This window comes from Ruegeria arenilitoris (genome assembly GCF_013030985.1).
Lineage (GTDB): Bacteria > Pseudomonadota > Alphaproteobacteria > Rhodobacterales > Rhodobacteraceae > Ruegeria > Ruegeria arenilitoris_B.
Window position 1 is genome coordinate 236,979 of record NZ_WPYP01000003.1, and the last position, 24,383, is coordinate 261,361.

At 52.0% G+C, this 24,383-nt stretch carries 16 protein-coding genes; 6 read left to right on the plus strand and 10 right to left on the minus strand.

Going from position 1 to position 24,383, the window contains the following annotated elements; genetic code table 11:
* Positions 1-19: 19 nt before the first annotated feature.
* Both GOX88_RS09160 and GOX88_RS09165 read right to left on the minus strand, forming a co-directional pair.
* Entirely contained in the window at positions 20-1,072 is a 1,053-nt protein-coding gene (locus GOX88_RS09160; protein WP_170400856.1) for a ParB N-terminal domain-containing protein, read from the minus strand.
* Positions 1,069-2,379 (minus strand): AAA family ATPase, encoded by a 1,311-nt coding sequence (locus tag GOX88_RS09165; RefSeq protein ID WP_170400857.1) that lies wholly within the window; start codon positions 2,377-2,379, stop codon positions 1,069-1,071. The genes GOX88_RS09160 and GOX88_RS09165 overlap by 4 nt, the downstream gene beginning before the upstream one ends.
* Before the next feature lie 373 nt (positions 2,380-2,752).
* Between GOX88_RS09165 and GOX88_RS09170 the strand changes: the two genes are divergently transcribed.
* Positions 2,753-3,451, plus strand: a complete 699-nt coding sequence (locus GOX88_RS09170; RefSeq protein WP_170400858.1) for a DnaA N-terminal domain-containing protein — start codon at positions 2,753-2,755, stop codon at positions 3,449-3,451.
* 55 nt (positions 3,452-3,506) lie between these two features.
* Here GOX88_RS09170 and GOX88_RS09175 read toward each other — a convergent pair whose 3' ends face one another.
* Positions 3,507-4,514: a nucleotidyl transferase AbiEii/AbiGii toxin family protein gene (locus GOX88_RS09175; RefSeq protein ID WP_170400859.1), complete on the minus strand. Its 1,008-nt coding sequence runs from the start codon at positions 4,512-4,514 to the stop codon at positions 3,507-3,509.
* 2 nt (positions 4,515-4,516) lie between these two features.
* Positions 4,517-5,113: a DUF6088 family protein gene (locus GOX88_RS09180; protein WP_217354199.1), complete on the minus strand. Its 597-nt coding sequence runs from the start codon at positions 5,111-5,113 to the stop codon at positions 4,517-4,519.
* A gap of 502 nt (positions 5,114-5,615) precedes the next feature.
* On the opposite strand from GOX88_RS09180, the gene GOX88_RS09185 reads away from it, so the two are divergent.
* The gene (locus GOX88_RS09185; RefSeq protein ID WP_217354200.1) at positions 5,616-6,695 is read left to right on the plus strand and encodes a methyltransferase; all 1,080 of its coding nucleotides are present in this window, start codon (positions 5,616-5,618) and stop codon (positions 6,693-6,695) included.
* A gap of 294 nt (positions 6,696-6,989) precedes the next feature.
* Here GOX88_RS09185 and GOX88_RS09190 read toward each other — a convergent pair whose 3' ends face one another.
* Both GOX88_RS09190 and GOX88_RS09195 read right to left on the minus strand, forming a co-directional pair.
* Positions 6,990-8,588, minus strand: coding sequence for a GMC family oxidoreductase (locus GOX88_RS09190; protein WP_174826083.1), 1,599 nt, complete (start codon positions 8,586-8,588; stop codon positions 6,990-6,992).
* 56 nt (positions 8,589-8,644) lie between these two features.
* Positions 8,645-9,052, minus strand: coding sequence for a sorbitol dehydrogenase family protein (locus GOX88_RS09195; protein WP_254443307.1), 408 nt, complete (start codon positions 9,050-9,052; stop codon positions 8,645-8,647).
* 603 nt (positions 9,053-9,655) lie between these two features.
* Between GOX88_RS09195 and GOX88_RS09200 the strand changes: the two genes are divergently transcribed.
* The 4 genes from GOX88_RS09200 to GOX88_RS09215 all read left to right on the plus strand — a co-directional run bounded on the left by GOX88_RS09200 (position 9,656) and on the right by GOX88_RS09215 (position 18,610).
* On the plus strand, positions 9,656-10,882 hold the full coding sequence (locus GOX88_RS09200; protein ID WP_170400861.1) for an NHLP bacteriocin system secretion protein: 1,227 nt from the start codon (positions 9,656-9,658) through the stop codon (positions 10,880-10,882).
* Positions 10,883-10,884: 2 nt separating this feature from the next.
* A complete protein-coding gene (locus tag GOX88_RS09205; RefSeq protein WP_170400862.1) occupies positions 10,885-13,068 on the plus strand; it encodes an NHLP family bacteriocin export ABC transporter peptidase/permease/ATPase subunit in 2,184 nt (727 codons plus the stop codon).
* Positions 13,068-15,203, plus strand: a complete 2,136-nt coding sequence (locus GOX88_RS09210) for an NHLP bacteriocin export ABC transporter permease/ATPase subunit (protein ID WP_170400863.1) — start codon at positions 13,068-13,070, stop codon at positions 15,201-15,203. The genes GOX88_RS09205 and GOX88_RS09210 overlap by 1 nt, the downstream gene beginning before the upstream one ends.
* A 92-nt stretch (positions 15,204-15,295) precedes the next feature.
* Entirely contained in the window at positions 15,296-18,610 is a 3,315-nt protein-coding gene (locus tag GOX88_RS09215; protein WP_170400864.1) for a type 2 lanthipeptide synthetase LanM family protein, read from the plus strand.
* Positions 18,611-18,641: 31 nt separating this feature from the next.
* Here the strand turns inward: GOX88_RS09215 and GOX88_RS09220 are convergent, their stop codons facing one another.
* The 4 genes from GOX88_RS09220 to GOX88_RS09235 all read right to left on the minus strand — a co-directional run bounded on the left by GOX88_RS09220 (position 18,642) and on the right by GOX88_RS09235 (position 24,306).
* Positions 18,642-18,917, minus strand: coding sequence for a Nif11-like leader peptide family RiPP precursor (locus tag GOX88_RS09220; protein ID WP_170400865.1), 276 nt, complete (start codon positions 18,915-18,917; stop codon positions 18,642-18,644).
* A gap of 218 nt (positions 18,918-19,135) precedes the next feature.
* Positions 19,136-20,464: a tryptophan 7-halogenase gene (locus tag GOX88_RS09225; RefSeq protein ID WP_217354201.1), complete on the minus strand. Its 1,329-nt coding sequence runs from the start codon at positions 20,462-20,464 to the stop codon at positions 19,136-19,138.
* 663 nt (positions 20,465-21,127) lie between these two features.
* Positions 21,128-23,119 carry a heparinase II/III domain-containing protein gene (locus tag GOX88_RS09230; protein WP_170400867.1) on the minus strand — a complete coding sequence of 664 codons (1,992 nt, stop codon included), beginning with the start codon at positions 23,117-23,119 and terminating at the stop codon, positions 21,128-21,130.
* Between the two features lie 365 nt (positions 23,120-23,484).
* Positions 23,485-24,306 (minus strand): SDR family oxidoreductase, encoded by an 822-nt coding sequence (locus GOX88_RS09235; RefSeq protein WP_170400868.1) that lies wholly within the window; start codon positions 24,304-24,306, stop codon positions 23,485-23,487.
* Positions 24,307-24,383 lie beyond the last annotated feature (77 nt).

Below are 24,383 nucleotides of genomic sequence, written 5' to 3' on the forward strand. Positions count from 1 at the left end.
ATGGGTAACCCGCGGGTTACTACTCGTTCAAAACAGCTTCGAAAGCTTCAACCGCTCTCTGGAGCTTTGACCGGTCAACCGAACTAAAGTCCTGACCAGACAAAATCCTGCACTCTCCCTTTCGCGCAGTGACTTTTGAGCCGCCCACGTGGAACTCATACTTCACGCTCTCGGCTTTCTCACGTCTCTTCCCACTACCCGGTTCAGCATCAGTATCTGCCAAGAAGGCATCCAGCGCCTCGTTTTGCTCACCGGCTGTGGATGCGCGCACCAACACATCTCTCAACCCAGCAGCTGAACCCGATGACGCTCGAAGTTTACGCGCAACCTCAACGCCAAGGTTTCTGGAGACACTCTTTGGAAACGGCAACGCACCCTCAAGTTCATTGAGCAGATAAACAAAGCTGCGAATGTAAGAGCGTTTCATCTTGTGCAGGGATGAGTAAAGCCTTCCGACCAAAGCTTCTGCATCCCCTGCCCCCAACTCTGAATCTTTGGAAGCAAGAATTGCGACTTGCGCCATCTCCGCAAAAGTCAGGTCCTCCCGAACAACGTTCTCCTCAACCATGTCAATGTAGAGGTCGATGCGATCGCTCTGGGATTCGGCAACTCGCGCTGTAACACTGGAAAACCGTTCATCACCGGTCTCCTCATAAAGTTGCTTAAGAGCAGTTACTCGTCTCCAACCCTTTTTGAGCTGGAAGCGACCATCTGAATCCTTATAAAGCTCTATGGGCTCCTTCTGGCCGCGTTCCTGAATAGAAGCCTTGAGTTCATCCATCTCATCGGAACTTGCGACGGCCGAAAGATCCAAGCGATCTCTTGGAAGATCTGTCGTATGAATTTCATTAATGCCGACCGCAACCAAAACTCGCCCCTCATCACGAGCTTTACGATACTCCTTGGCATCGGAAGCATTTTGCCGTCGCTGTTCGACACGGTTCTCAGTGCTTTCATTTAGACTGTTTGCTGTCTCGCGTACCGCAGCCCCCATTGGACCCACTTCGCGGCGGCGTGTTTTCTTGAGGTCATCTTCATCAATCGGAGTGAAGCCAAATTTATTACCGCTCATTCTACCCGCTCCTCAACATTAGTACGCGCTTCCCAGGCCCGTAGGACGACATCCTTAAATTCGCTGTATGCATTATCAAAGGATTGACGCGCTCGTTTCCATGTGTCCCGAGTCATCTGTCTGTAGTCCTGCTCGTAAACAGACATCTGGAACCTACCAGATTGCTCGACGGCACGTGTCATTTCGATGGGATTTTGACAGACATCTGCCCCGAAGACGTTTTTGAAAGCATCCATCATAGCGACATGCAAAGAGTTGCTGGCTTCGAAGCGAGTCATGAGAACACGTATGTCATCGAACCTTTTAGGAAGCGTGATACCGGCATCCTGTGCAATACGGTCGAACCCGCTGGTTATGTCTTCCAAAGCATCGCCAAGCTGACCAAGATAACTCGTTGTGCTGTCATACTCCCAATAACCAGGACCAGACGGAATATAGAGAATGTCAGCGGCAAAGGCCGCATTCAAAGACTGGTAACCGATTGCCGGCGGGCAATCGAAAACAATCAAATCATATTGGTCGTCAGGCAACTCATCGAGATATCTTGCTACGCATCCAAAAAAACTCCATGCCTTATGAATGGACCTGTACTGAGCAGACGCAAATTCAACGAAGGCCGCGTTCGCACAGCTCGGGATGATGTCGATTGTCGACCATGAAGTTTTTTGAATGAAGTCTTGTACACGTTGCGCGCCAATCGACTGAACATCTTCAGGCAACTCGTCGGCAGTAGGGTAGGGGCAATCTGCGGGATCATCATATTCGTCCGCGATCCGGTTCGCCTCACGGCAGAGATCACGGCACATAATGCCCCAGACAGTATTCCACTCTCTAACTTCAGCCAGACCCATTGAATGCGTGAGTGTCGCCTGGGGGTCGAAATCCACCACCAGAACACGGTAACCATCAAGCGCGGCCGCATTCGCCAAGTGCTGGGCAACGACAGTTTTACCGACACCACCCTTAAAGTTCGAAACCGCTACTCTCATAGCCCGGCCCGCCGGCCTTTGGGGCAGAAGGCTTTTACCTCTAAATCTCAGGCGCCGTCTCAACTCATTTATCTCAGCAAGTGAAAACCATCTTTGCCGTCCATCATCTTCAGTCGCGCCTTGCGGAAGAGACGGGTCTTCGGCCAATTTCTTTCTCAAGGTGTCCGCTGGGACATCAAACATGAACTGGCTAATTTCCCAGATCGAGAATGGTCGAAGCACTTTCTCGTCAGAGGGCGAGAAAGTAGCGCGGCGGACGGCAGCCTGTTGAGCCAGGCTTCGTTCGTTCATAGCTTGAAGGTCGGTGTGGTCACGCATGGTGCTGCTCTTGTTATATCACGAATGTCTTCTAATAACGCGATTTTTGAAAACTGCAAAACGTAAAGAATGGAATTTCCGCTTTTTCGCCTCCGAATCGGTAAAAACGGGAGGTTGTTCGCAAGCGAAGCTATGTTTTGGTGACAGACGGCGATCGATTACCAGATATATGGTGACACTCGACCCTCAATAAGGTGACAGCAGAGTGTCACCCATAACCTATTAACCGAATTTTCTTTTGATTTTTAAGAAAGAGGCGGTCATCCTGTTTTTCAAAGCCCGTTGACAAACTACGGGATTTCATCACACTGAACCCAATTGATGGAATCGGTCAGCGAAACCGATCCGCTCGAGGCACAGTGGCAGTATAAAAATGGAAATAAAACGATTTACAGGATTTCAGGCCGGTTCTCAGAAGTACGATCTTTTGACTGCAATCTCTGTTGCGGGATTGAATGGCACACCTGGTTTTCAATGTTCGATGATGCGCCTCATTGCGTTGATAACGGCCCGGTACAACTGGCGCACTGATGAGCTGACGGTCGGGCAAAAAGAAATGGCTCGCCTTTGGTCCGTGGACGAACGAACCGTCAAGCGGGAAGTTAAGCGATTGACGGATTCTAATATACTTCTCCAGCTTAGGCCTGGGGTTAGAGGTCGCGTTGCAGCGTACCGACTCAACTACGCCCAAATTTACCGTTTGAGCGAACCGGTTTGGCAAAATGTTGGTTCTGATTTTGTGCAGCGCATGGAGACACAAACCCCAAAACCAACCGAAAAGGTTGTTCATGTTCAGTTTGGCCAAGAAAGACCAGTAGCTGTTGAACATGAGGGACAAGACCTTCAGGATCCGTGGGGCAGGGCGCTTCGGCGCCTATCAGAATCTGAAGCATTATTGTTTAAAAGTTGGTATCGCGAACTCAAATTTGTTGAAACGCAAGATCAGACGATCACCTTGCGCGCACCCAGCAAGTTCATCGCGCAATATATTCAGTCTCACCATTTGAAGCCTTTACTTGGAGCGATCCAACTTGAGTTTGGAGGAATTCAAAAGGTCTGTTTAGTCGACTAGCAATGTAGTTTTTGAAGTCCGAACGCTGTGCATTGAGACCCGAAATAGGCTGATGTCAGCCGTTGAGGTCCGTCTCGAACATGCCAATCGTTTTCAAAATTTCATCGAACGAAGGGGTATCCCCGACTATCATCTCCTGCATCCCAGCATAGTCTCGGCGCAGAGCAGCTTCCAGTTCAGGATTCGGTAACAGTTTTAAGTATCCGGGCCTGGCATTTTCGTAGTTGGCCCAAGCTGCTTTGAAGAAGACGGACTTATGGTGTGCAACTTGATCCAGCAAGTCGATCTGTTCGAGAGCACGAGAATGAGTCTCGTGGGTGATAAGCTGAGCCATATCGTAGTAATGGCGCGACATTCGGTCTGCCAAAGGCTTGGTGATGTCTTGATGGTAAAGCATGTGAAGGATCGTTGCTTTTTCCCAGAATGTGCGCTCAACGCCCAGGACTTTTACGTCAACGTTGCCAGCGCCCAGCAGGTCTGGAAAGGCCTGATGCAGATAAGGTGATATTCTGCAGGTCTCCGCTGGAAGGTGAACCCCACGAGCGCCAAACTCGAACCGCACGACCGGCTGAATGTAACTGCTATCTGCACTCGTCTTAGATGGGTAGGCGAATAGCAGAGTTTGCGCATCACTAGGATCGACCAAGAGGGAATAGTCTTGTTCCAGCGCGCGGCCAAACTTGACATTGGTTTCTTTCAGAAGCGGACCAGAGACTACACTTGCGACAGCATCCTGAAGCTCTTGCAGCAGTTGTTTTTGTTTTTTGCCTGAAAGGGCAGGGTGCTCGGGGTCACGTTCGCCCTCGAATCCAAGCTGCGCTCGGTCGAGTGACAGATCCACGTCTTCCGAGAACCGATGGATGATGTCATAGGCCTTAGATAGCGATGTCCCGCCCTTGAAGATCATGTGAGTGCCAAAAGAGGGCAGGGCGAATAGATGTTTCAGCGACCAGCAGACCCAGAAATCCTTCTCAACAATTGCCTTGGACATACCAAGCTTTGCGGCCGTTTCCTGAAACGCTTCTTCACGGTTCTTTGGAGTATCGTTGGCAAACTGGTCCAAGATCAGACCCGTGCCACGATTTGCTGCACTACCGGGTGCATCCAGGCCGGTACATATCTACTTTGTTTTGCGAGCAATGCGCGGTCCTTAACGTCCAGATTGCGGGCCAGCGTGTCGACAATACTGCTATCCACCCGGTTTTTGCCAACATAGCGTAACGCCTGAAAAACGGCGCCGGTTTTCTGGCCTGCGCCAACTAGCGTTTTGGATGATGCATTTCGGAACTGGATGACTTGTCGACCAACTGTCTTGGTGCGGGTCGGGCCGTCGGTCATATAAGTCGGCTTGGACGGCACTTGGGTCGACAGTCCCAACTGGTTGGCTGCCATGGCAGGGGAGGGCTGTAGAACCTGATTGTCTTTGCGTGCAATCGCTTTGGCAATGTCATCGGCTGACGGAGACAAAAGCCCTAATCGGGCGCTCTTTCTCGGATAGTCATAGAGCCCACGCGTTAACCGTCGGATCATCCCTTGATCCGCCAAACGCGACAATGCCTGATCCACGCTTGCGCGGGAGCCAATATCCAGAAAGTCGGTTGGCGCAAAGATAGCGCCCCGGCCTTTTCCGATGATGCGTTGTCTAATCGATGAGGTGATCATAGCTTTCTCCTTGTCAGATAATATAGTACTTTTTTCTGACATACAAGTTAGGAGAATATCTGGGTGATTTTGTAAGTTGGGCGGGTAGCGGACGTTCGCTGCATCTGCGAGAGCAACTCCTCCAAACTGTGAAAGCGGTCATTTACATTCGAGAGTGCAGTATCTTCCAAACTGAAGGCGCGCGGTAGTGTTTATTCCGGCGCAGTACATATCTGCGTCGTTCACGGATCAATCCGATAGCGCCCGCCTGGCCAGGCACCATTTCTGGCTTGTATTCGACCATATCGGCCATCAGGATCACAGCAAGACGGCTTCGCATGCGAGCAACTTGGTCCGTTAAATAAATGTTGTCATGTTGGATCAACATTCGATCTGGACGCAGATCGGATATCGTTCACACGCTTTGTGGATTTCTGCTTCCTTGTACAAGGGCCAACCTGTTTGATCCGATTGGACAGTGGAAACTGGAATCTGCACTCTTACGTGAAAGCAGTGTTCACTGGTGGGTCGCGAACGCCTCTTGATCTGGCCAAGAACGCACCGATGGGAGGCAAGAATGACCAAACCGACACTTGATCACATTATGAACGTTGCATCGGGCTATGGTGTGTCGCGTGTTTTGCTGGCAGCAACCGGGGCTGGTCTATTTGGCCGGTTGGCGCAAGGTGGCATGACGCTGTCCGAAATCCGCGCGGCTTATAACCTGCGGGAACGCCCGGCTATGGATATGTTGGATTTGCTCGTCTCGGTGCAACTTCTCAACCGTACAGGCGATGGGCCGAGCGCCGTTTACAGCAATACTGACGAAACAGAAACATACCTTGATCCCGCCAAACCCGGATACATTGGCGGCATCCTGGAGCTTTGGGACAAGCGCAACTATCGATACTGGGATACGATCTTTGAGGCCGCGCAGACGGGCGAAGCTCAGAACGAAAGCAAAACTAAGGAAACCGGTTTCTTTGAAACGCTTTACGCCAAACCCGCGCGGTTAGAAGCCTTCATGGCGGCCATGAACGGATCGTCGCTGCATGCCTTTGCGGAATTGGCGCGTGCCTTTCCTTTCGAAAACTATCAAAGCGTGACAGATATCGGTGGTGCGGACGCGCTGCTTTCGCGTCTGTTGGCCAGGGCGCGCGATCACCTTACTTGTGCTTCGTTCGATCTGCCTAAAGTCAATGCGATCGCTCAGAGACGCGTGGTGGAAGATAATCTTGAACACCGCATTACATGTGTGTCTGGCGACTTTTTCCAGGATCATTTTCCACCTGCAGATGTGGTCACTATGGGCATGATCCTGCACGATTGGGATCTGGAGCAGAAACATCACCTGATCCGAAAGGCATATGAGACGCTTCAGCCTGGCGGCGCCTTTATCGTGATTGAAGCCCTCATCGACGACGCACGGCGTGAAAACACCTATGGGTTGTTCATGTCTCTGACCATGTTGATGGAGTTCGGCGACCGCGCCTTTGATTTTAGCGCTGCGGAGTTTGAATCTTGGGCGCGAGAGATCGGCTTCAAACGGTTTGAAACTTTTTCGCTAACCGGAATCACACGCGCAGTCGTGGCGTACAAATGAACGACCGAGTGTAACAAAGACTGTATATCACCATAACCCCAGCCCGTACCCGTTGGCGAAGAGGCGATCATTCGACCGCCGCAGATGGTTCTGGGGAACGTATCTTTCAAGTTGTTGCTATCTGTTGATTGAGGTTGCACTCATTCATTTCATGACTGGCTCGACGGAGGTCGCGCCCTTACTTCTCCGCAGCCCAAGGCCCTCACAAAAAATCGCCTGTATTTTCACCGCTGGTTACCCAGCCTAGGAAAAAATCCTGGGCGAACAGGTTCAATGCGTCTTGGCTGGTCGATCCTAATCCATTTGAGCCAGTTGTGCCGAAATGGCTTCCGATGCCCGAAGCGCTAAGGCCGCGATTGTTAGTGTCGGGTTGGCTGTGCCGCCAGAGGGAAAAACCGCAGAACCCACGACGAATAGGTTAGTGGTGTCGAAGCTGCGCAAGTTCTCGTCCAGTACCGCTGTCTTTGGATCAGTTCCCATCCGTACCGTACCCATAATGTGGCCCGCACCTCTAGCCGCGGGATCATGGCCAATTTCTGATGCGCCCATCGCGCTAAAGATGTCTGTATGCGCAGCCTCGGCCGCTTTAAGCCCGGCTTTGGTGTAAGGGTCGATGCTGAAAAAGATGCTGACTTCGGGCATGCCGTTTTCGTCACGACGGTCCGGATCCAGGGTCACGCGATTTTCCTGTACCGGAAGTTGTTCGACCATGGAGGATATTTCGATCTGCCGAGAAGTTGCATCAAAGATTGCTTGATCCAACGCTGGACCCCGCAACCCTTTGGCGATGAGATGCTTTACATTTGAGAAGGGCGCGTGCTTGGACCAAGCCTGACCCTGGTTGCCTATTTCAATCAAAAGCGCGGCGTGATCGGAGCGAAACGCCCCATCTCTCAGGGTGTCACACGTTGAGGTGATGAGTGGACCTCGAAATGGCCACACGGGCTCTGGTGCCATGGCCCAGCTGAGTTTCACCGGATGGTCCATCAGGTTGCGGCCGACCTGATCGGATGAGTTGGCCAATCCGCCGGGCGCGCGCTCCTGCGCAGAATTCAGCATCAACCTTGGTGTTTCAATGCCATTTGCGGCCAGGACGACAATCTTCGAACGCGCGTGGCCGCTGGTACCATCAGAACGCCGATATTCGACCGACTTGATGATCCCAGCTTCATCAAGATGAAGCATAGTCGCCGTTGTCTCTGGGAAAAGGACCGCACCGGCAGCTTCGGCTTTGGCGACATGGACCGTCGCATCATATTTCGCCTGAATCGGACATAGAGGAATACAGGATGCGCTTCCGCAACAAGCGGGCCGGTCGGCATGAGAAATGGAATTGCGAGCCTGTGGTGCGGCCAAAAACTCATATGGGCTGCCCGTCAGTGCCGCGGCGGCTTTCTGGTCAAGGTATGACTGTGGGATCGGTGGCATAGGATATGGAGAGGAACGCGGCGACCCGCGATCGTTATTACTGTCGCCGGACGCCCCCAACTCACGCTCTGCCCACCCATAGTAGGGCTCCAATACCTCGTAACTGAGCGGCCAATCCTCTCCCAAGCCATAGGTCGTGCGGAGCTTAAAATCTTGCGGCAGAAATCTTGGTATGCTGCCCAACCAATGCCAAGTGGTGCCGCCAACCGCCTTAAGATAGTCTGATTGGAAAGACTGTGGGCCGGTCTGGCGGTAAATTGTCTCTCGTCCAGTGGTATTTTTGTAGGATGGGACCGTATCCGCAGGATAAGGGCTAGCCAAGTCTTTCACGGCTGCGCTCAAGAATTTACTGTAGGCGTCACTGCGTTCGATACGCGGACCAGTCTCAAAAATGACGACGCGCAGGCCTTGTGATGCCAGCTCAGACGCCGTGAGCGCCCCGGCAACGCCAGAGCCGATGACCAAAATGTCCGCTTCGATATCGACTGCAGTAGCGACGGGGCTTCTCCTTTCTTATGAGCCTAGAGCGCGGGTGCCTCGCTCCAATCTTCAACGGCGCAAAACCCGGGTGCTTTTGTATAGTTCATGGCTTGCCACACCAGCGCAGAACCGTAGGTCACCACTTTGGGATTTGAGGGATCGGGGGAGCGCCCCGTGTACCACGCGGTGAGTATCCTTTCCTCAAGCTCCGGTTGCGTCTGACCCTCTGCAAGAGCATACAGGGCCTCGCCATCCCCGATTGCCAAAAAACCTTGCAAAAACTTCGCAGCGGCGTCTGGGGCAAGGTCGTCGCGCTGCAAAAGCTTTTTTGATAATGCCAGAAAGCCATCGGTATCAATGCTCGGGGCGGCATGCAGACGCAACCCGCCCCATGAGGCCAACATCGCCACACCGCAGAAAACAAAGCCACGTCGACTGAACAACACCATTTAGTCTCCGTTTAGATACAACCGACACCATGCATCAATTCGTTCAGCATACCTGCGGATTACCCGCTTAGGAAGTTTCGACGAAGCACTAAAACCGTGACTCGTACGCGTCAAAGGTAATCCAGACCTTTAGTACTCTCGCTCGGATGACCGGTTTGTCCCCGGTCAATAAGTTCGCAGGCGTCGAGGATTTGCGAAGTTTGTGGAAATTCATTGCTTTTTTTTCTCCGTCCACAACCACTTTCACCAGGAGCGATCTCTCGCCACCCAAGACACAATTATGCTGACACGGACCGCTCTTGCCGCGTGGTGTCAATTTGGTGCGGCATATAGGACAACTCTTCTGGCCTTGCTGAGGGGACGTTTCGTTCCTCTCCAAAAAATTCGCGACACAACCCTTCAACAGAAGGCCGCGATAGAATTCAGGGTGGGTGCGAACAGCTAGAACAAATCCGCTTGATTAGAACAACCCGTATGCAGAAGCACTAAGCCCAATCAGAAACTTCATGAAAGAGTTTCGCATAAATAGCTTAGACCAGTTTTGTTTGGCTGGTAACGTGGACGCAATCGGACACCTGCTCAAGGTTAATTGAGAGGCTCACCATGAAGGGAAACTGGCGAACACAAGATTACCTGGATGTGCGGATAGTCCTTATCCCTCGCGCCTACCTTTTTTCGTTCTTGTGCCTCTTAGGGTGCGCGATGGTGGTTTCGTTTTGGGCCCTGTATGGCACGATTCCAACCAAAGCGATTGGCAGTGGCATAATCGTTCGCGAAGGCGAAGTGGTCACAGTTGTTCAAAGTGGCGCGGATGGGCGCATTGAGGAAATTGGGGTTTCAGTTGGCGACAACGTAAAGTCCAAGGATGTGGTCGCACGCCTCAGCCAGCCCACCTTGGACATTCAGATCGCAGAAGCCACGGCGGCGGTAACTGAACAAGAAACACAGCACGATGCGTTGATAAAAAGACGCCAAGGGGAGATCTCGGCGCATGAAGAGGCGTTCAAAACGCTCCAAACGACTTACTCCGGTTCGATCGAGGAACTCAAAAAAGACCGAGCGCTAATCGATGATCTAATCAAGGATATTCAGGAGATCGAGAAACGCGGACTGACCACGCGAAACGAGATTCTCGAAGATTGGTCTTCGTACATAAGTTCGACAGTCCAATTGGCCGACTTGAACTCAACCTTGGCGGACGCAAAACAGGCACTGGAAGATTTGAAAATCGATGTGTCGGTCGAAATAGACAAGTCCGCCCAGTCGTTGAACTCGGCGAAACGGAAATTATCACAACTCCAATCGACCAGAGACACGGGAAAATCCGTTCACGTTCCTGACGATGGTGAAGTGCAGGAGATCAGAGTCGCGGAGGGCGAAAACGTGACGGCAACCACAGTCATCATGACGGTTGCACAAGGCGGTGATGGAACCGAGGTGATCGCATTTCTACAGCCGCAATATGCGCGCCGCGTGAAAGTCGGAATGCAGGCTCACGTCATCCCTTCATCCGTCACAAGGGCCAATTTTGGAACAATGCGCGGCACGGTGTCATTCATTTCGCAAGTTCCCGTATCCGAAAAAGAGGTTAACAGCATATTGAGAAATGAGCAGCTGGCCGACCGGATGGTGTCCAGCGGAGAAGAGTATCTGGCGCGCATCAGCTTGGTCCAAAACACAGATTCGCCGAGTGGTTTTGAATGGTGGACGGGGCAAGGGCCACCTTTTCGAATTAATTTGGGAACGCTCGCGGAGGTTGATATCATTTTGGACGAGAAACCTCCTATTGCGTTGGTGATACCAGCTTTACGAGCTTTAATAGGGTCTTAGATTTGCCAGCCTGGAAAAACAAAAATCCAAGCAGGCTTTCAAAGCGCCGCGTGCGGACACCAACCGTTCTGCAGATGGAAGCCGTTGAATGCGGAGCCGCCAGCCTTGCGATGGTTCTGGCCTATTTTCAGCGATTTGAGACCCTGGATTCGCTTCGTTTGGTTTGCGGTGTTTCTCGCGACGGCAGCAATGCCGGGAACATTGTTCATGCTGCAAAGGTTTTGGGCTGTGATGCCCATGGCTTCAAGAAACCTGCTGGCGACGTTCTGTCAGGTTCTTTTCCCGCAATACTGTTTTGGAATTTCAACCATTTTGTCGTTTTGGAAGGCGCAGATAAAACACATGCATTTCTGAATGATCCCGGTATCGGACACCGGACCGTAACGCGGTCGGATTTTGAAAAGTCCTATTCCGGGATCGCCTTGTATATCGAGCCGGGCGAAGGTTTTAAAACAGGCGGGAAACGACCCCAACCGATCCGGCAACTGCTTGGGCTTTCGTTGAATTATCGCCTTCAGATGATGTTCATACTTTTGATCGGTTTGCTTCTGGTAATTCCGGGATACGCGGTCCCCAATTTTGCTGGAATCTTCGTCGATGACGTCCTTCTCGGACAGCAAGACAGTTGGCTTAGACCTCTGATATTCGCTTTGGTGCTAGCCGCCATTTTCCAGGGCACGCTGAGCTGGGTGATGAATGCTACAATATTGAGAATTCAAACACATTTGGCGCTGAAAAAGTCTGCCGAGTGTTTCTGGCACTTGCTTCGATTGCCTTCCCAATTCTTTGAACTCAGATTTATGGGCGACTTGGTAAGCCGCGTTTCCAGCATCCAATCGCTTGCTCAGACCAGCACCGAACAAATCGGAACTGCGGCGATCAACATCTTTACGGCATCCATCCTGTTTGTCCTCATGATGATGCTGGATCAGTTATTGGCGCTCATTGCGATCAGCGGTGCCAGTTTGAACGTCATGCTGCTGCGGTTTTTGCGCGCTGTTCGACTTGAAACCTCAATCAGGTTGAGTGTCGAACAGGGCAAACTGTTTTCGGCATCGGTCAACGGAATCTCGAATATCGAAACGCTGAAGATAAGCGGCGGTGAAGATGACTTTTTTGGCAAATGGGCAGGATATCATGCGCGTGCGGTAAATACTGAACAGCGACTGTCGCGCCTCGACCAGGCAACCGCAATGGCCCCCCAGTTAATCACCACGGTCACCGTGGCTCTGGCGCTTTGGATTGGGGGGCAACGCGTGATGAACTCGGCTCTTTCGCTGGGTGGTTTTATTGCGTTCCAGGCGCTGTTTGCGGTGCTGGCAGTTTCAGTTCAGCGCGTTGTTGACGCATCCGGCCTCACTCAGCAGGTCGCGGCCGGGCTAATACGGCTGAATGATATTACCGACCATGCGGTCGATTGGCGGCATGAGGAACGACAAACCGATACGATCGATGCCAACCAAACGGTGGCGCTGAAACTGGATGGATTGCGATTTGGCTATAATCCGCGAGACCCAGCTTTGATCGAAGACTTCAATTTGGAGATGAACGAAGGCGAATGGGTGGCTTTGGTCGGTCGATCCGGCAGCGGAAAGACCACGGTCGCAAAACTAGCATCCGGCCTATACCAGCCCTGGTCTGGGTGTATTCAAGTAAATGGCAGGCCCATCACGTCGTTTGACCGCACCAGCCTGTCTGATCTCATTGGTTCGGTGGATCAGAAGATCGTTCTGTTTGAAGGCACTCTGCGGGAGAATATTTCGCTCTGGGATCCTGAAATTCCACAGGAAAACCTGGTTTCGGCAATTCAGGATGCCCAGCTTTTTGATGTCGTTTCTGCGCGCGCGGAAAGCTTTGACGCACCTGTCGAAGAAAAAGGAAGAAACTTCAGCGGCGGTGAACGGCAAAGGATTGAGATCGCACGCGCTCTGGTCCGTTCACCCAAACTTCTGATCCTTGATGAGGCCACTTCTGCCCTCGATCCAGAAACCGAATTGAAGATTATGGAGTCGCTACGGCGGCGGAAAACGACCTGCCTGGTTGTTGCGCACAGGTTGAGCACAATTCGAGATTGCGACCAGATTATCGTTTTGGACAAAGGACGGGTCGCAGAACGCGGCACGCATGCAGAACTCATGGCCCTGAAGGGAGAATACTTCGAACTGGTAGCGGAAGGTGAGATGTAGTGTCCGGCGAACTGGAAACCGCCTATCGGAGGTTGTCTTCAATTTCCAGCGAACCCGTCGCAACGCGCGGCGGGGCGGCAAAGGATGACAACATCATCTCTGCGATTTCCGCAATCGGTGCCATAGAAGGGTTTCATCTGCCTAAATCACCCAACTTGCCCGCAAGTGACCACGTCCCCGATTTGTTGCAGCATCTCGCGATCGTTTCAGGTTTCAGGTTTCGCAGCGTGGCATTGGACGGGGCCTGGTGGCGGCAGGAAGGTCCTCCGCTTCTTGTGCGATCCAAAAAAACAGGCCGTTTCGCCGCCGCGATCTGGACAAAACGCCAGTACCATTTGCGTGACCCGGATTCGGAAGACATGGTGCCTTTTGACCAAAAGCATGCTGAGTCGATTAACCAGGAAGGGTATCAGCTGTATCCGGGCCTGCCCGACCAACTTACGTTTAGGGGGATGGCCAAGTTTGCGCTGAGCAATTCTTTTGGTGGCCTCCGCGCGATCGTGTTGTCAGCATTTCTTGCCATGATCGTCGGATTGGTTGTTCCAATTGGAACTGCCGTTGTTGTCTCGACTGCAATTCCTGATGGGCGAGTTCATTTGCTTGGTGAAATGGCTGTGCTCGTAGCAGCGGGCGCATTGGGTATTTTCGCCTTGAATTTGACGCAGTCGTTCTTGGCCATTCGGCTGGAAACTTTGGTCAATATCCGCTTGCAGGCCGCCATTTGGGACAGGCTACTGCGCCTGCCTTTGTCGTTTTTTCGACAGTACCAAACCGGGGACTTAGTGCGGCGCGTGATGGCGGTTGACGAAGCCCGGAGGCGTTTGACCAATTCTGTGTTCGGGGCTGTCCTGACAGGAGCTTTTTCGGTTGTCAGCTTCGCCCTTATGTTGATCTACGACGCGCGGCTTGCTTTGTTTGGTGGCTGTTTTGCAGCCGTTTCGGTTGCGATTCTGACTTTTTTGGCAATGAGGCAATTGCGGTCACAAGCAGAATTCCGGGACATTCAGGGTAAGGTGACCGGACAATCCTTGGGGCTTCTCAGTGGCATTGAAAAACTGAGAATTGCTGCAGCTGAAGAACGCGCATTTCTGAGATGGGCAACCGTGTTCTCGCGCCAACAGCGCACCATTTGGCACATTGGTCGTGTTCAAGTCCTGCAAACGACCTTTCTGGCTGTTGTCGGAACGCTGGGAATACTTGGGGCCATCCTGGTCGCCGGGGTTAGGTCCCAGCCAATCAGCCTGTCCGCGTTCGCGGCCTTCAACGCAGCTTTTGGTCAGTTTGTGGCATCGATCAGTTCATTTGGCATTTCGATTGGCACATTGGCCGTTATTGTCCCCTTGGCCCGCCGCGCGGCGCCAATTATTCAATCCCAAACCGAGAGCGCCCGGAAGGCCTCGGACCCGGGGCGCCTGTCCGGAGAGGTTACGCTCAAAAACGTATCCTTCCGGTATGCTGCAGATGGTCCTTTCGTTTTGAAGGACATCAACCTAAAAATCGAAGCGGGGGCATATGTGGCTCTTGTCGGCCCATCAGGTGCAGGCAAGTCAACATTGCTGCGACTGCTGTTGGGGTTTGAAGAACCCGCCTCCGGCTCGGTTTTTTATGACAGCCAAGACCTGTCCAGCCTTGATATCCGTTTGGTGCGCCGCCAGATCGGCACTGTTTTGCAGTCGATCGGCGTCACACCTGGAACGATCTATGAGAATATCGCCGGCGCAAGAGCACTTTCCGACGATGATGTGATGGAAGCTGCTCGCAGCGCGGCCTTTGCAGACGACATCGAGAGTTTTCCAATGGGTCTTAATACCTTTGTGTCTGAAGGTGGCGGCACCTTGTCCGGAGGTCAGAGGCAAAGGTTGATGATAGCGCGCGCCTTGGTCGGACATCCACGGATATTGTTTTTTGACGAAGCGACAAGCGCTTTAGACAACCGCACTCAGGCTCAGCTAAAAGAAAGCATCGACAAAATAAACGCTTCCAGATTGGTTATCGCTCATCGCTTGAGTACAATTCGTGACGCGGATAAAATCATCGTTTTGGAAGATGGGCGGATCGTTGAGACCGGGGATTATGAAAGTCTGATGGACGCCAAGGGACCGTTTTATTCTTTGGCAAAGCGGCAGTTGGCTTAAACGCAGGAGTTTTGACATTTGCGACGTGATGGTGCCCTAATCTAACACGTTCAACAAAATAAACATTTTGAGCAGATCGACCGGAGTTCTCCATGGATGTGCGCCCCAAGACTCGGAGCAAGCACTTATCAACTACCCGAAATTTTGGGATTCCGGATGCGCTGCGCGAGCATATACTAAGAGAGTGCTGGCTGGTTCACGAACGCCTCAAGGATGCACCAGCTAAACCTGGGTCGATGCCTTGCGATGGTCTTGCAGAGTGGCAAAACGCACTTAATCCCAACATTCCGTCCAAGCTGACCGACCGGTTGAAGTGGAACGGCTCAACTATTGAACAAGGTCTCTGGGCGCTCAATCCGCCACAAAACGCGGGTATTGGGCAACCATCGTGGTTCCCGGTTTTGGAGGAGATTTGCGCCGCCACTCATAGCTCAGGCGACAGTTTGTTTAGTTCTGAATTCAGGAATGAATTGGGGTCACTTCCGGAAAGAAGCACCCCGCTGCCGTTTCAGGACGTCTGGTTTCCAGCAATATTGGTTGCCCGTCGGCATTTGGTGGCAAGGGTTGGACGAAACAAATACCTCACAGATGATGCGATCGAAGATTTGGAGCGGGGCTTGCTGCGGGGTCTTTGTGACGTCTCTTTCCATGCGCTCATGGAAGCATACAACTCATACCGTCCGGTCGGGATGCAGGCGCTCGCAAGCCTGATCGGCGACGATCCTTCGGATAGATCTGACGAGTTTTATCGTGCTTTCATTCGAGAAGTGTCGGATGACGGGTTGTGTCAGGTCTTACAGAACTTCCCGATTTTGGGCCGCATGGTGGCAACGGTTGTTCTTCAGTGGATCGACTGCACTGCGGAATTTTTAGAACGTGTTGAGCGCGATTGGCCCGAATTGCAGAAGAGGCTGCAAACACAAGAAGACCCAAAGTATATCACGCAAGTCCAAACCGGATTGTCCGATCCCCACCGTGGCGGGCGGACGGTATTGATAGCTGTATTCGAAACCGGCCAAAGAATTGTTTACAAGCCCAAGGACTTAAGTCTGGAAGTCGCCTATCAAAAATTCCTAGTTTGGTGCAATGACCATTTGTCATTGAGACGCCCATTCAAAACCTTGTTTGTATTGAAGCGCGAAGACTATGGCTGGATGGAGTTTGTTGAGTTCCAGCCCAGTTCCACCCCGGAGCAGTGGCAGGTGTTCTATGAGCAGGCCGGTGCGCTGCTTTGCATCCTTTATCTTCTTGGCGCCAGTGACTGTCATTTTGAAAATCTCATCGCTTCTGGTGAGCATCTGGTGCTTGTTGACACGGAAACACTCCTTCAATCCCCTCTCAGGGAGGCTGACCGAGACGCGCCGGATCGGGCTTATTCGAAGCTTGAACAAGCGTTTGGCGAGTCTGTGAACAGAACTGGGATCCTGCCGCATTGGCAGTACTTCAAGGCAACACAAGCCACCGTCGATATAAGTGGTTTGGGCAATTCGCTGCCGCCAAAATCGCTCAAAGACAAAGTTCTTCAGAATGTGAATACTGATCTGATGGGCTGGAGTATCGGCGAGGCGGTGATAAAGCCCAGACTAAATCTGCCGTTTGCAGAGCATGACAGTGTGGAACTGCAAGACTATGCCGATGATATTCTGAAGGGCTTTGCACATACATATCAGCAGCTGCACGCGCAAAAGAGCAGACTCAACACCGCTAACGGACCTTTGCAGAAATTCGAGAATTGCCATGTGCGTTTTGTGTTTCGTAACACGCGCATTTACTCCGCGATCCTGGACCAATGCCGAAGCGCGAAAGCGCTGACAAATGCCAAGGAGTATAATCTGCACCTTGAAAAAGCTGCTAAGGCGTTCTTAACCGAAAAAGAAAAACCCTTCACTTGGCCAATTCTCAGCGTTGAAGAACGCGAAATCGCAGCTCTCAATGTTCCTGTTTTTGAGTATGTCAGCAACTCCGTCGATCTCATATTACCAGACAACGAGAGCCTGAGGGGTGCATTCGAAACAAGTGGTTTTCAGGATCTTCTCAACAGATGCGAAAGGCTTTCGAATACAGACCTCGAATTTCAGACAGCGATCATTCGCGGCACCCTCAGCTCTCAGAACCGCGAACTCGCACGCCCCAGCGAGACGGTCACAGACGGCGGCGAAAGTGAGATACCGGGGCACGTGACGCAAAGAGAACTGATCGGCGAAGCCGAGCAAATTGCTGATCAGCTTGTCAATAAGGCGGTCCTGGATAAAAATGGCGACTTTGGTTGGCTTAGCTTCAACTATCTGTCGGAAAGCGACCAATGGCATTTTGCACCGATGGGAATGGGTCTGTTCGACGGCCGGTGCGGCCCCATATTGTTTTTCTCGGCGCTGGCCCATGTCACTGGTCAATCGAAGTATGCGGAATATGCGAACCGGGCTTTGCGGCCGTTAGCCTCAGATATCCTGGGTGCGCGTTTTGATGGCCTGGGGCGGTACTTCCGAAATAACGGCACCGGTATCGTAGGTGCTGGCGGTATTCTTTACACGCTGGCTTGCCTGGACCAATGGCAGACAGAGGTCGATTGCGACATTTCTGAACTGTCTAACCACATTGCAAGCTCGTTGAGCCGCGATGTGATTTCTCAGGACGATGAACTGGACATTATTGGTGGCAGCGCGGGTTGCATTCTTGGACTTTTGGCCATGTATCACCAAACAGCAGAGGCGCTTTGGCTGAAACTGGCCAGCGATATTGGGCAGCACCTAACCGACCATCAAGACCAGGCCAGTGGGGGGTGGACGACATTTGCGCCACGACCTCTAACTGGATTCTCTCATGGTGCTGCCGGAACGGCATATGCGTTGCTTTCGCTATTCTCTGAAACAGAACATCTAGGTTTCCGCGACGCGGGGCTTCGCGCCATTAGATACGAAAATGATCAGTTTGATCGCACTCAAAACAATTGGCCGGACTTCCGGCATTCCGCGGAAGCTCCTCCATTCTTGAAACAGTGGTGCAATGGATCAGCGGGCATAGGATTGGGAAGGATCGGTTGTATCGGTGTCGTCAAGGATTTGGATGATTACCTGACAATCGATATCGACCGCGCCGCCGCGACCATAGAGCCCGAAATCGCGGTCCTTGACAGTCTGTGTTGCGGAAATCTAGGCCGCATCGAATTGCTGTTGTCGGCGGCAGAAAAACTTGGGCAGCCTGAACTGACTTCTCGTGCTCATATGCTTGCAGGCAAAGTGGTGCATCGGGCAAGGCAGCGCGGTCATTACGGGTTGCTGCAGCTTGCCGGGAAACCGCTATTGAACCCGGGGTTCTTCCAGGGAGCATCCGGCGTGGGGTATGAATTGCTGCGTCTGGCCGTTCCGCGCAAGCTACCTAATGTGGCATTGCTGGAGCGACCAGTTTGACAGCCTAACCGCGGTCGACGCCGGTTTCGTACTAGCAGGAACTATTGCAATCCCATGTTGCAGCACCATGGCAATTGCTTGTCCAACCACCGCCGGCCACTTTCTCAAGCTCGGCCTCCGTCAGTTCACCGGTTGGGCTACCGTGAAGATGGCTGCGAACGTCGTCCTCTGTTAGGTTGTACCCCTTCTCTGACGCGACCTGGACAGAGATTTTAATGCTTTCTTCCCAATCACCGGCAGCCGCGATCCTATCCTGCGCCTGTTTGTCATTTTTGACTGCTTCAACAAATTTTTCTACGTCAGACATGGTCAGGTTTCTCCATCAAATCTCGCCAAAAAAAGAACGCCGAGATGAATTCGAATGTCAAAGTCTTCGTGAACTTACAGGAAGGTTATATATCAGGTTTGTGGCCTTATTTATAACTAAATATATTAAAAATGGACCAAGCGCTGACAACCTATTGGAATGCCCCTTCATAGACCAGCCTGCGTGATCGGAAACGCAATCTGCGCTACGGTCAAGGATTATAGCGCACCAATACCGTGCCCAACCTCTGCAAAGCTCTCGGGGGTAAACATCCCATAGATCGGTCTATTCGGTCTGGGTCCGGGTTCGCAAACGTGCTGGAAATCAATTTGGTCTTCAAACGGATGGGGTAGGTGACTTACCGCATCCGTGACTTTTTTCCATTGTGTCTTAAGATCAACACTGGATGCAGGCAGGATTTCGGGAACACTTCTTGCGCGACCTTGCGCATAACGCCAGAACTCTGACTTAAAGCGCGATCCCATCGAATAATGCCAGCCGACGAATACCGATATCCGCATTATCGTTTTGAGCAGGTAAGTATTGAATGTCTTAAGATCTTCTGCGTTGTGCCGGTTTCGCCGCCATAAGACAGTTTTGTCCGAATTCGCCAAACGACCGAGGGGCCAACGCGAAAACGCATTGATCTGGCTAAGCGCGATTGCAATCGCAGTGGCTTCCAAAGGTTCCAAAAATGAAGCGGAATTGCCGATATTCATCACGACGCCGTCAAAAAACGTTCTGCGGGTGAAATTTGGGAATTGCAGATGGTTTTCAGCCGGTGCGCAATCGGCACAGTTGGCATCCAGAAACACCTCAAAGTCTGCGCGTATTTCCTCAGGCGATGAAAACTGGTTGTTAAAAATATACCCGTATGACGTTCTGCTTGTCAGCGGTATGACAAAAATCCACCCATGCGGCCGTGCAACCGAACGGGTCGCGGACGTGTACTCAAAGGGCATCCCATTTATCTCATGCTGCAAAGTGCCGCCATTGATCACGGGGCCGCGCCGTATGAGAGCTGAATTGGTTGGAATCCAAGGGATTTCAATGCGCGACGCATCGGTATCTTTTGGGAAACCGCGCGCGTCGATTATGTAGTCAACGCCCAGGCGGCCACCGTCGTCAAAGGTGATTTCGGCTGACATCTCGTCTTGGGTGATGCATTCGACACGTTTATGAATGCGGGTCGCGACCACATGCTCGCTTAACAATTCAACCAGCTTTCTCGCCGAGATATGGTATGCGTACAAATCCCGGACTGGAAAAAAGTGATGCATGAACTTAGCGTTCTGACGGCCCCAGTTTTCGAACAGAATTCCATATTTTCGCGTGGCATCACACCTTGCTATGACCTCGGCTTCTGTCACGCCAAGCGTATTTTTCAGCCAGTATCTTAATGAAGGTGTGGTTCCTTCTCCAACCCCGATTGTAGGAATGCTCGGGTCGTAGATATGGTACAGATTCACGAGGTCACGAAAGTGTTTCGTCAAATGCGCGGCGGCGAGATAACCCGCGGTACCACCACCAATGACCGCAATCCTCAACAAATGCCCCAACCTCATGCCGATAATACTGTAGTTACGGTATGCAACTATTGCCTAAGTTAGAAGCGTTTTCGGCAGATTCCTCCAACGTCCGGATTTTTGAATCTGCGCTGAAGCATCGAAGAAGCCATTGAGCGGCAAGTATGGGCTGCTATTGTTTGGAAATTCCGACTTTGCGCAAATTCGAAGCAATAAACTTCTCGTAGAAGCCCGGTAGGATTTTTTAACTTAGAGTTCGGCCAAAACCTGACTAAGGCTGCCAGAGGACATTTTAACGATCGTCGTCGATATTGGTTTTGCACTTTATCGACGTATCGCCCGTTCGCAGAAGTATCGAACCTCCTTCATTTTCGAGCTGTTCAACACAAACGGCCGCTCTGGAAGGCGCTCCGGTCGTGTTGGATCTACGTTTCTCCCGCTATGACCAATGCACCTCGAGTTCAACACCAAGGATTCGAACCGTGATGACCACGTAAACATTCAACGTCCGAGGAAACTGCAAACACCCATTCGGGCCCACGTGAACTGATCCCGGGCGGCCTTGCTATCAAAATAGTGGTCAATCTATCCTTGCTTGATCGACAATCATCATGGCTCAACCGTGCCCTTTTTTAAGTAGAGCTTTTGCCCGGTAACTTGGCGTGCTCAGGTCGTTGACCGTACCTACTGCCTTTCGCTGTTGTTCGGAAGGCTGGCCGTCAAACTCCACTGGCTCAAGGGGACAAGTGTTTTGTAGGTCGACTGTCCATCGCTTTCAAAAACAATTGTAATGGTCTGTGGTAAATCTAAGGCATCAATGTTCAGGTCAACCATCAATCTCTTTATGCCCGAGTTGGGGTTTTGAAGCTGGCATTCGGAATCGTATGGCGTTTCACATGGATTTGCCGAACGCAGTACAAACTCAGCTTCCGGCGGAGACAAAATTCGCGCGCGCAGTTCGTGATCGTCTTGGATCAGGGTCGCGTTTGACCCAACTATCGAAACCTCCGCTTCGGTGTGCATCGTCCATGCCACCGGCCCCTCTAGTTGGCTGTTGATTTCATCCTGAATAAGCACTGTTCTATCACCTACCAAGGCAATTCCACGCATGATCGTGCCTTTGGTTTTGCCATACACATCAGAAAGATCTGCGATCGTGAAGTTGAACCCAGGGAACTGGCCAAACTCCTCGATCTGTGCACGTCCGGTTGCAATTTGGTTTGCCTCGCTAAAGGTCAGAGTATTCTGCCCTATCGTGGCAGTGCGATAGTAATCAAAGCGCTTGTCGGTAAAGTATCCCGGCAACTGATAATTCCCGATCCCCAAATCTACTGCCCACCGCACATTGTTTGCCTCAAGCACAAACGTTCCAGCGTCCAGGTTATTGTGGTGGCTGCGGAGCGGCCCGGCTTTGAAACCGACAAATGTGGCGTCAGGATCGTTCCAAGAAGACCGCATAGTCACCAGACCAAGCCCCCCGGACCAATAGGCTTCTTTACGAGGGGGTATATGTTCATGTTCTGAAATTTGCTGCCAAATCAGCTCGAAGGCCGGATGGGACGATGGCGTAGTGTTAACTGTAGGTAGGTTGTAGCTTGGCTGATTGTAGTGCGATGCCAGCCATGTGAGCGCGACAGGATCGGTACTTGTGTCACTATCACCATAGTTGAAGAGCATACCTGTCGGTCCAGTCACATGAGTCAAATATTCTCCGAATCTCTCCAGCCCAACGGATTTTGAGAGGTGAAAGTCATGACCGAGAACTGAATTCAAGGAGTCGATTAAAATAGCCGCATCCCTGGCCGACAGAGCGCCGTACATTGGTCCTTCTGACCAAGCTCCATCCGGAGCAAACATTGCAAACCCATTGCGAATGGACTGCTGAGCGCGTTCGATAATTCGATTGGCCAATTCTGGCTTCGCCTCCGAAGCGACCAGTGCAGCGGCGATCATTCCGGTGTTGCAAACGACGTTCCAGTTGAATGATGCAACAGGCCACGTGATATCTGCGGTTGCAGTTCCATCGGGCAGAGTCTTAGGAACCGGTGCTGAGTAGACCCAACGTTGCGGCGCGACCCAGCCATTTTCAAAGTATAGTGCGTCCAGATCATAGATCTTGTCGGCTTCATTCAACGCGTTTTCGACCAACGCAGTCCTAATGGCTTGGTGATCTTGTGGGTCCAGAGTTTCGCTGATCCAGCTGTACCCAAGTGAAACCGCCAAAGTCACACGGCTGAGCCCAAGAAAGTTTTCAGGATTCCAGGTCTCCAATTCCGAGAGTTGTAGAAGCTCTGTCCTGGTGCGCTCGGCATAGCGATTGTCACCTGTCAAACGCCACGCCAAAGCCAATGTCGTTAGGCGTTCTACGGGTCTTTCGCCAAAACCTTGGAAAGCCTGATGTATCTCGCCATCTTCCTTTTGAAGTAATTCGACAATCGTTGGCGATTGCAGGTGTGCGTTCGCACGCGCAATCAAAGCTCTATACTTCAATGCGAACACAGGATCTTCTGATCGTTGAGCTTCAATTCGCTGAACGACCTCTTCCGTCAGAATGACCTTAGGCACCGACGTTTGAGATACCGCGCTTACTGTGCACAAACAAACTAGGAGTGGCGCATACAGAAGGCAGGCGCATCTTCGGCTGGTCTTTCTGACGGCCGCGATCACAGAATCCATGCGCTATCAATACTCCTACAAACTAACACTGCAATGCCTACGGCATTCTGCTGAAGTTGACGGACAAATAACAGTTTTTCAAATCTGAATGACCGCTGCGGGGATGCTGCTCCGCAGCGCATCGCTTATAGACCAAGGTCGGCTTCGGGCCGTCCACTTCCCCAAAAGGGAACCGGACTGCGCAAATGCTGCTCTGCATCCGATGACGGCATTGAGTCCACTTTAACCGATGCTGCAAAGTCACCAAACGTCCGCTAAAGTCGTCTGGGGGAATGATCTAAGTGTCCAGCATCGATAGTGGACTCTGTGGGCGCGCGCTGTAAGTAGGTGGGAAAAGCGGTTTGGGGCGGCCGCTCACGATTAAGTTAAAGCCCCAGTTGTCCTTTCATCATAGCAAGGTATTCAGCGTCATCCATTGCCTTACGGGCCGCGATTACCTGCTCGGCATCCGGGCCTGCGATGTAGCGCAATTGATCGCTGCCATCTGTGGCGGCCTGCATGATCGTTTCTGCCACCAGAATGGGGTCAGATCCTTGTGAGCCAGCGGCTTGCATAGCGGCGAGCGCCTTGTCCATGAAGGGACCATACTCAGCCTGCTCCCGGTCATAGTTAATCATTGATCCAGTTGTTTCAGCAAAGTTGGTATTGATCATTCCTGGCTCGATCAGCTTCACTTTGATTCCTATAGACTCAAGCTCGTAGGAGAGCGATTCCATCATGCCCTCTACGGCAAATTTTGAACCGTGATAGAGCGTGCCAAGCGGGAAGGTGATTTTGCCGCCCATGGAAGAGATGGTGATGATGGTTCCTTCACCTGCTGCCCGCATGTAGGGAAGCACGTTTTTCGTGACCAGCAGCGCACCGATGACGTTCACGTCGAACTGCATACGGATCGCTTTTTCGGGCGTGGATTCCAATATGCCATACGCGCCATAGCCAGCATTGTTCAAAAGCACATCGATCTTACCGAAGCGCTCAACCGCTTCAGCCATCGCGCTTTTGATGGTCTCTTCGTTGGTCACATCGAGAGCGGTCACCAACACATTGTCTAACGCGTTCAGCTCGTCATCATCTTCTGGGTTGGAGCGCACGGTTGCGACAACGTTCCAGCCCTTCTCCTGAAAGAACTTGGCGGTCATGCGCCCGATGCCGCTGGAGCACCCTGTGATTAGAATTGTTTGTGTCATATTCATCTCCTGTCATGGTCTATGTGTGCCTCGCCGGATTGGCGAAATGGGGCGCGGTGCCAAACAAAAGACCGCGC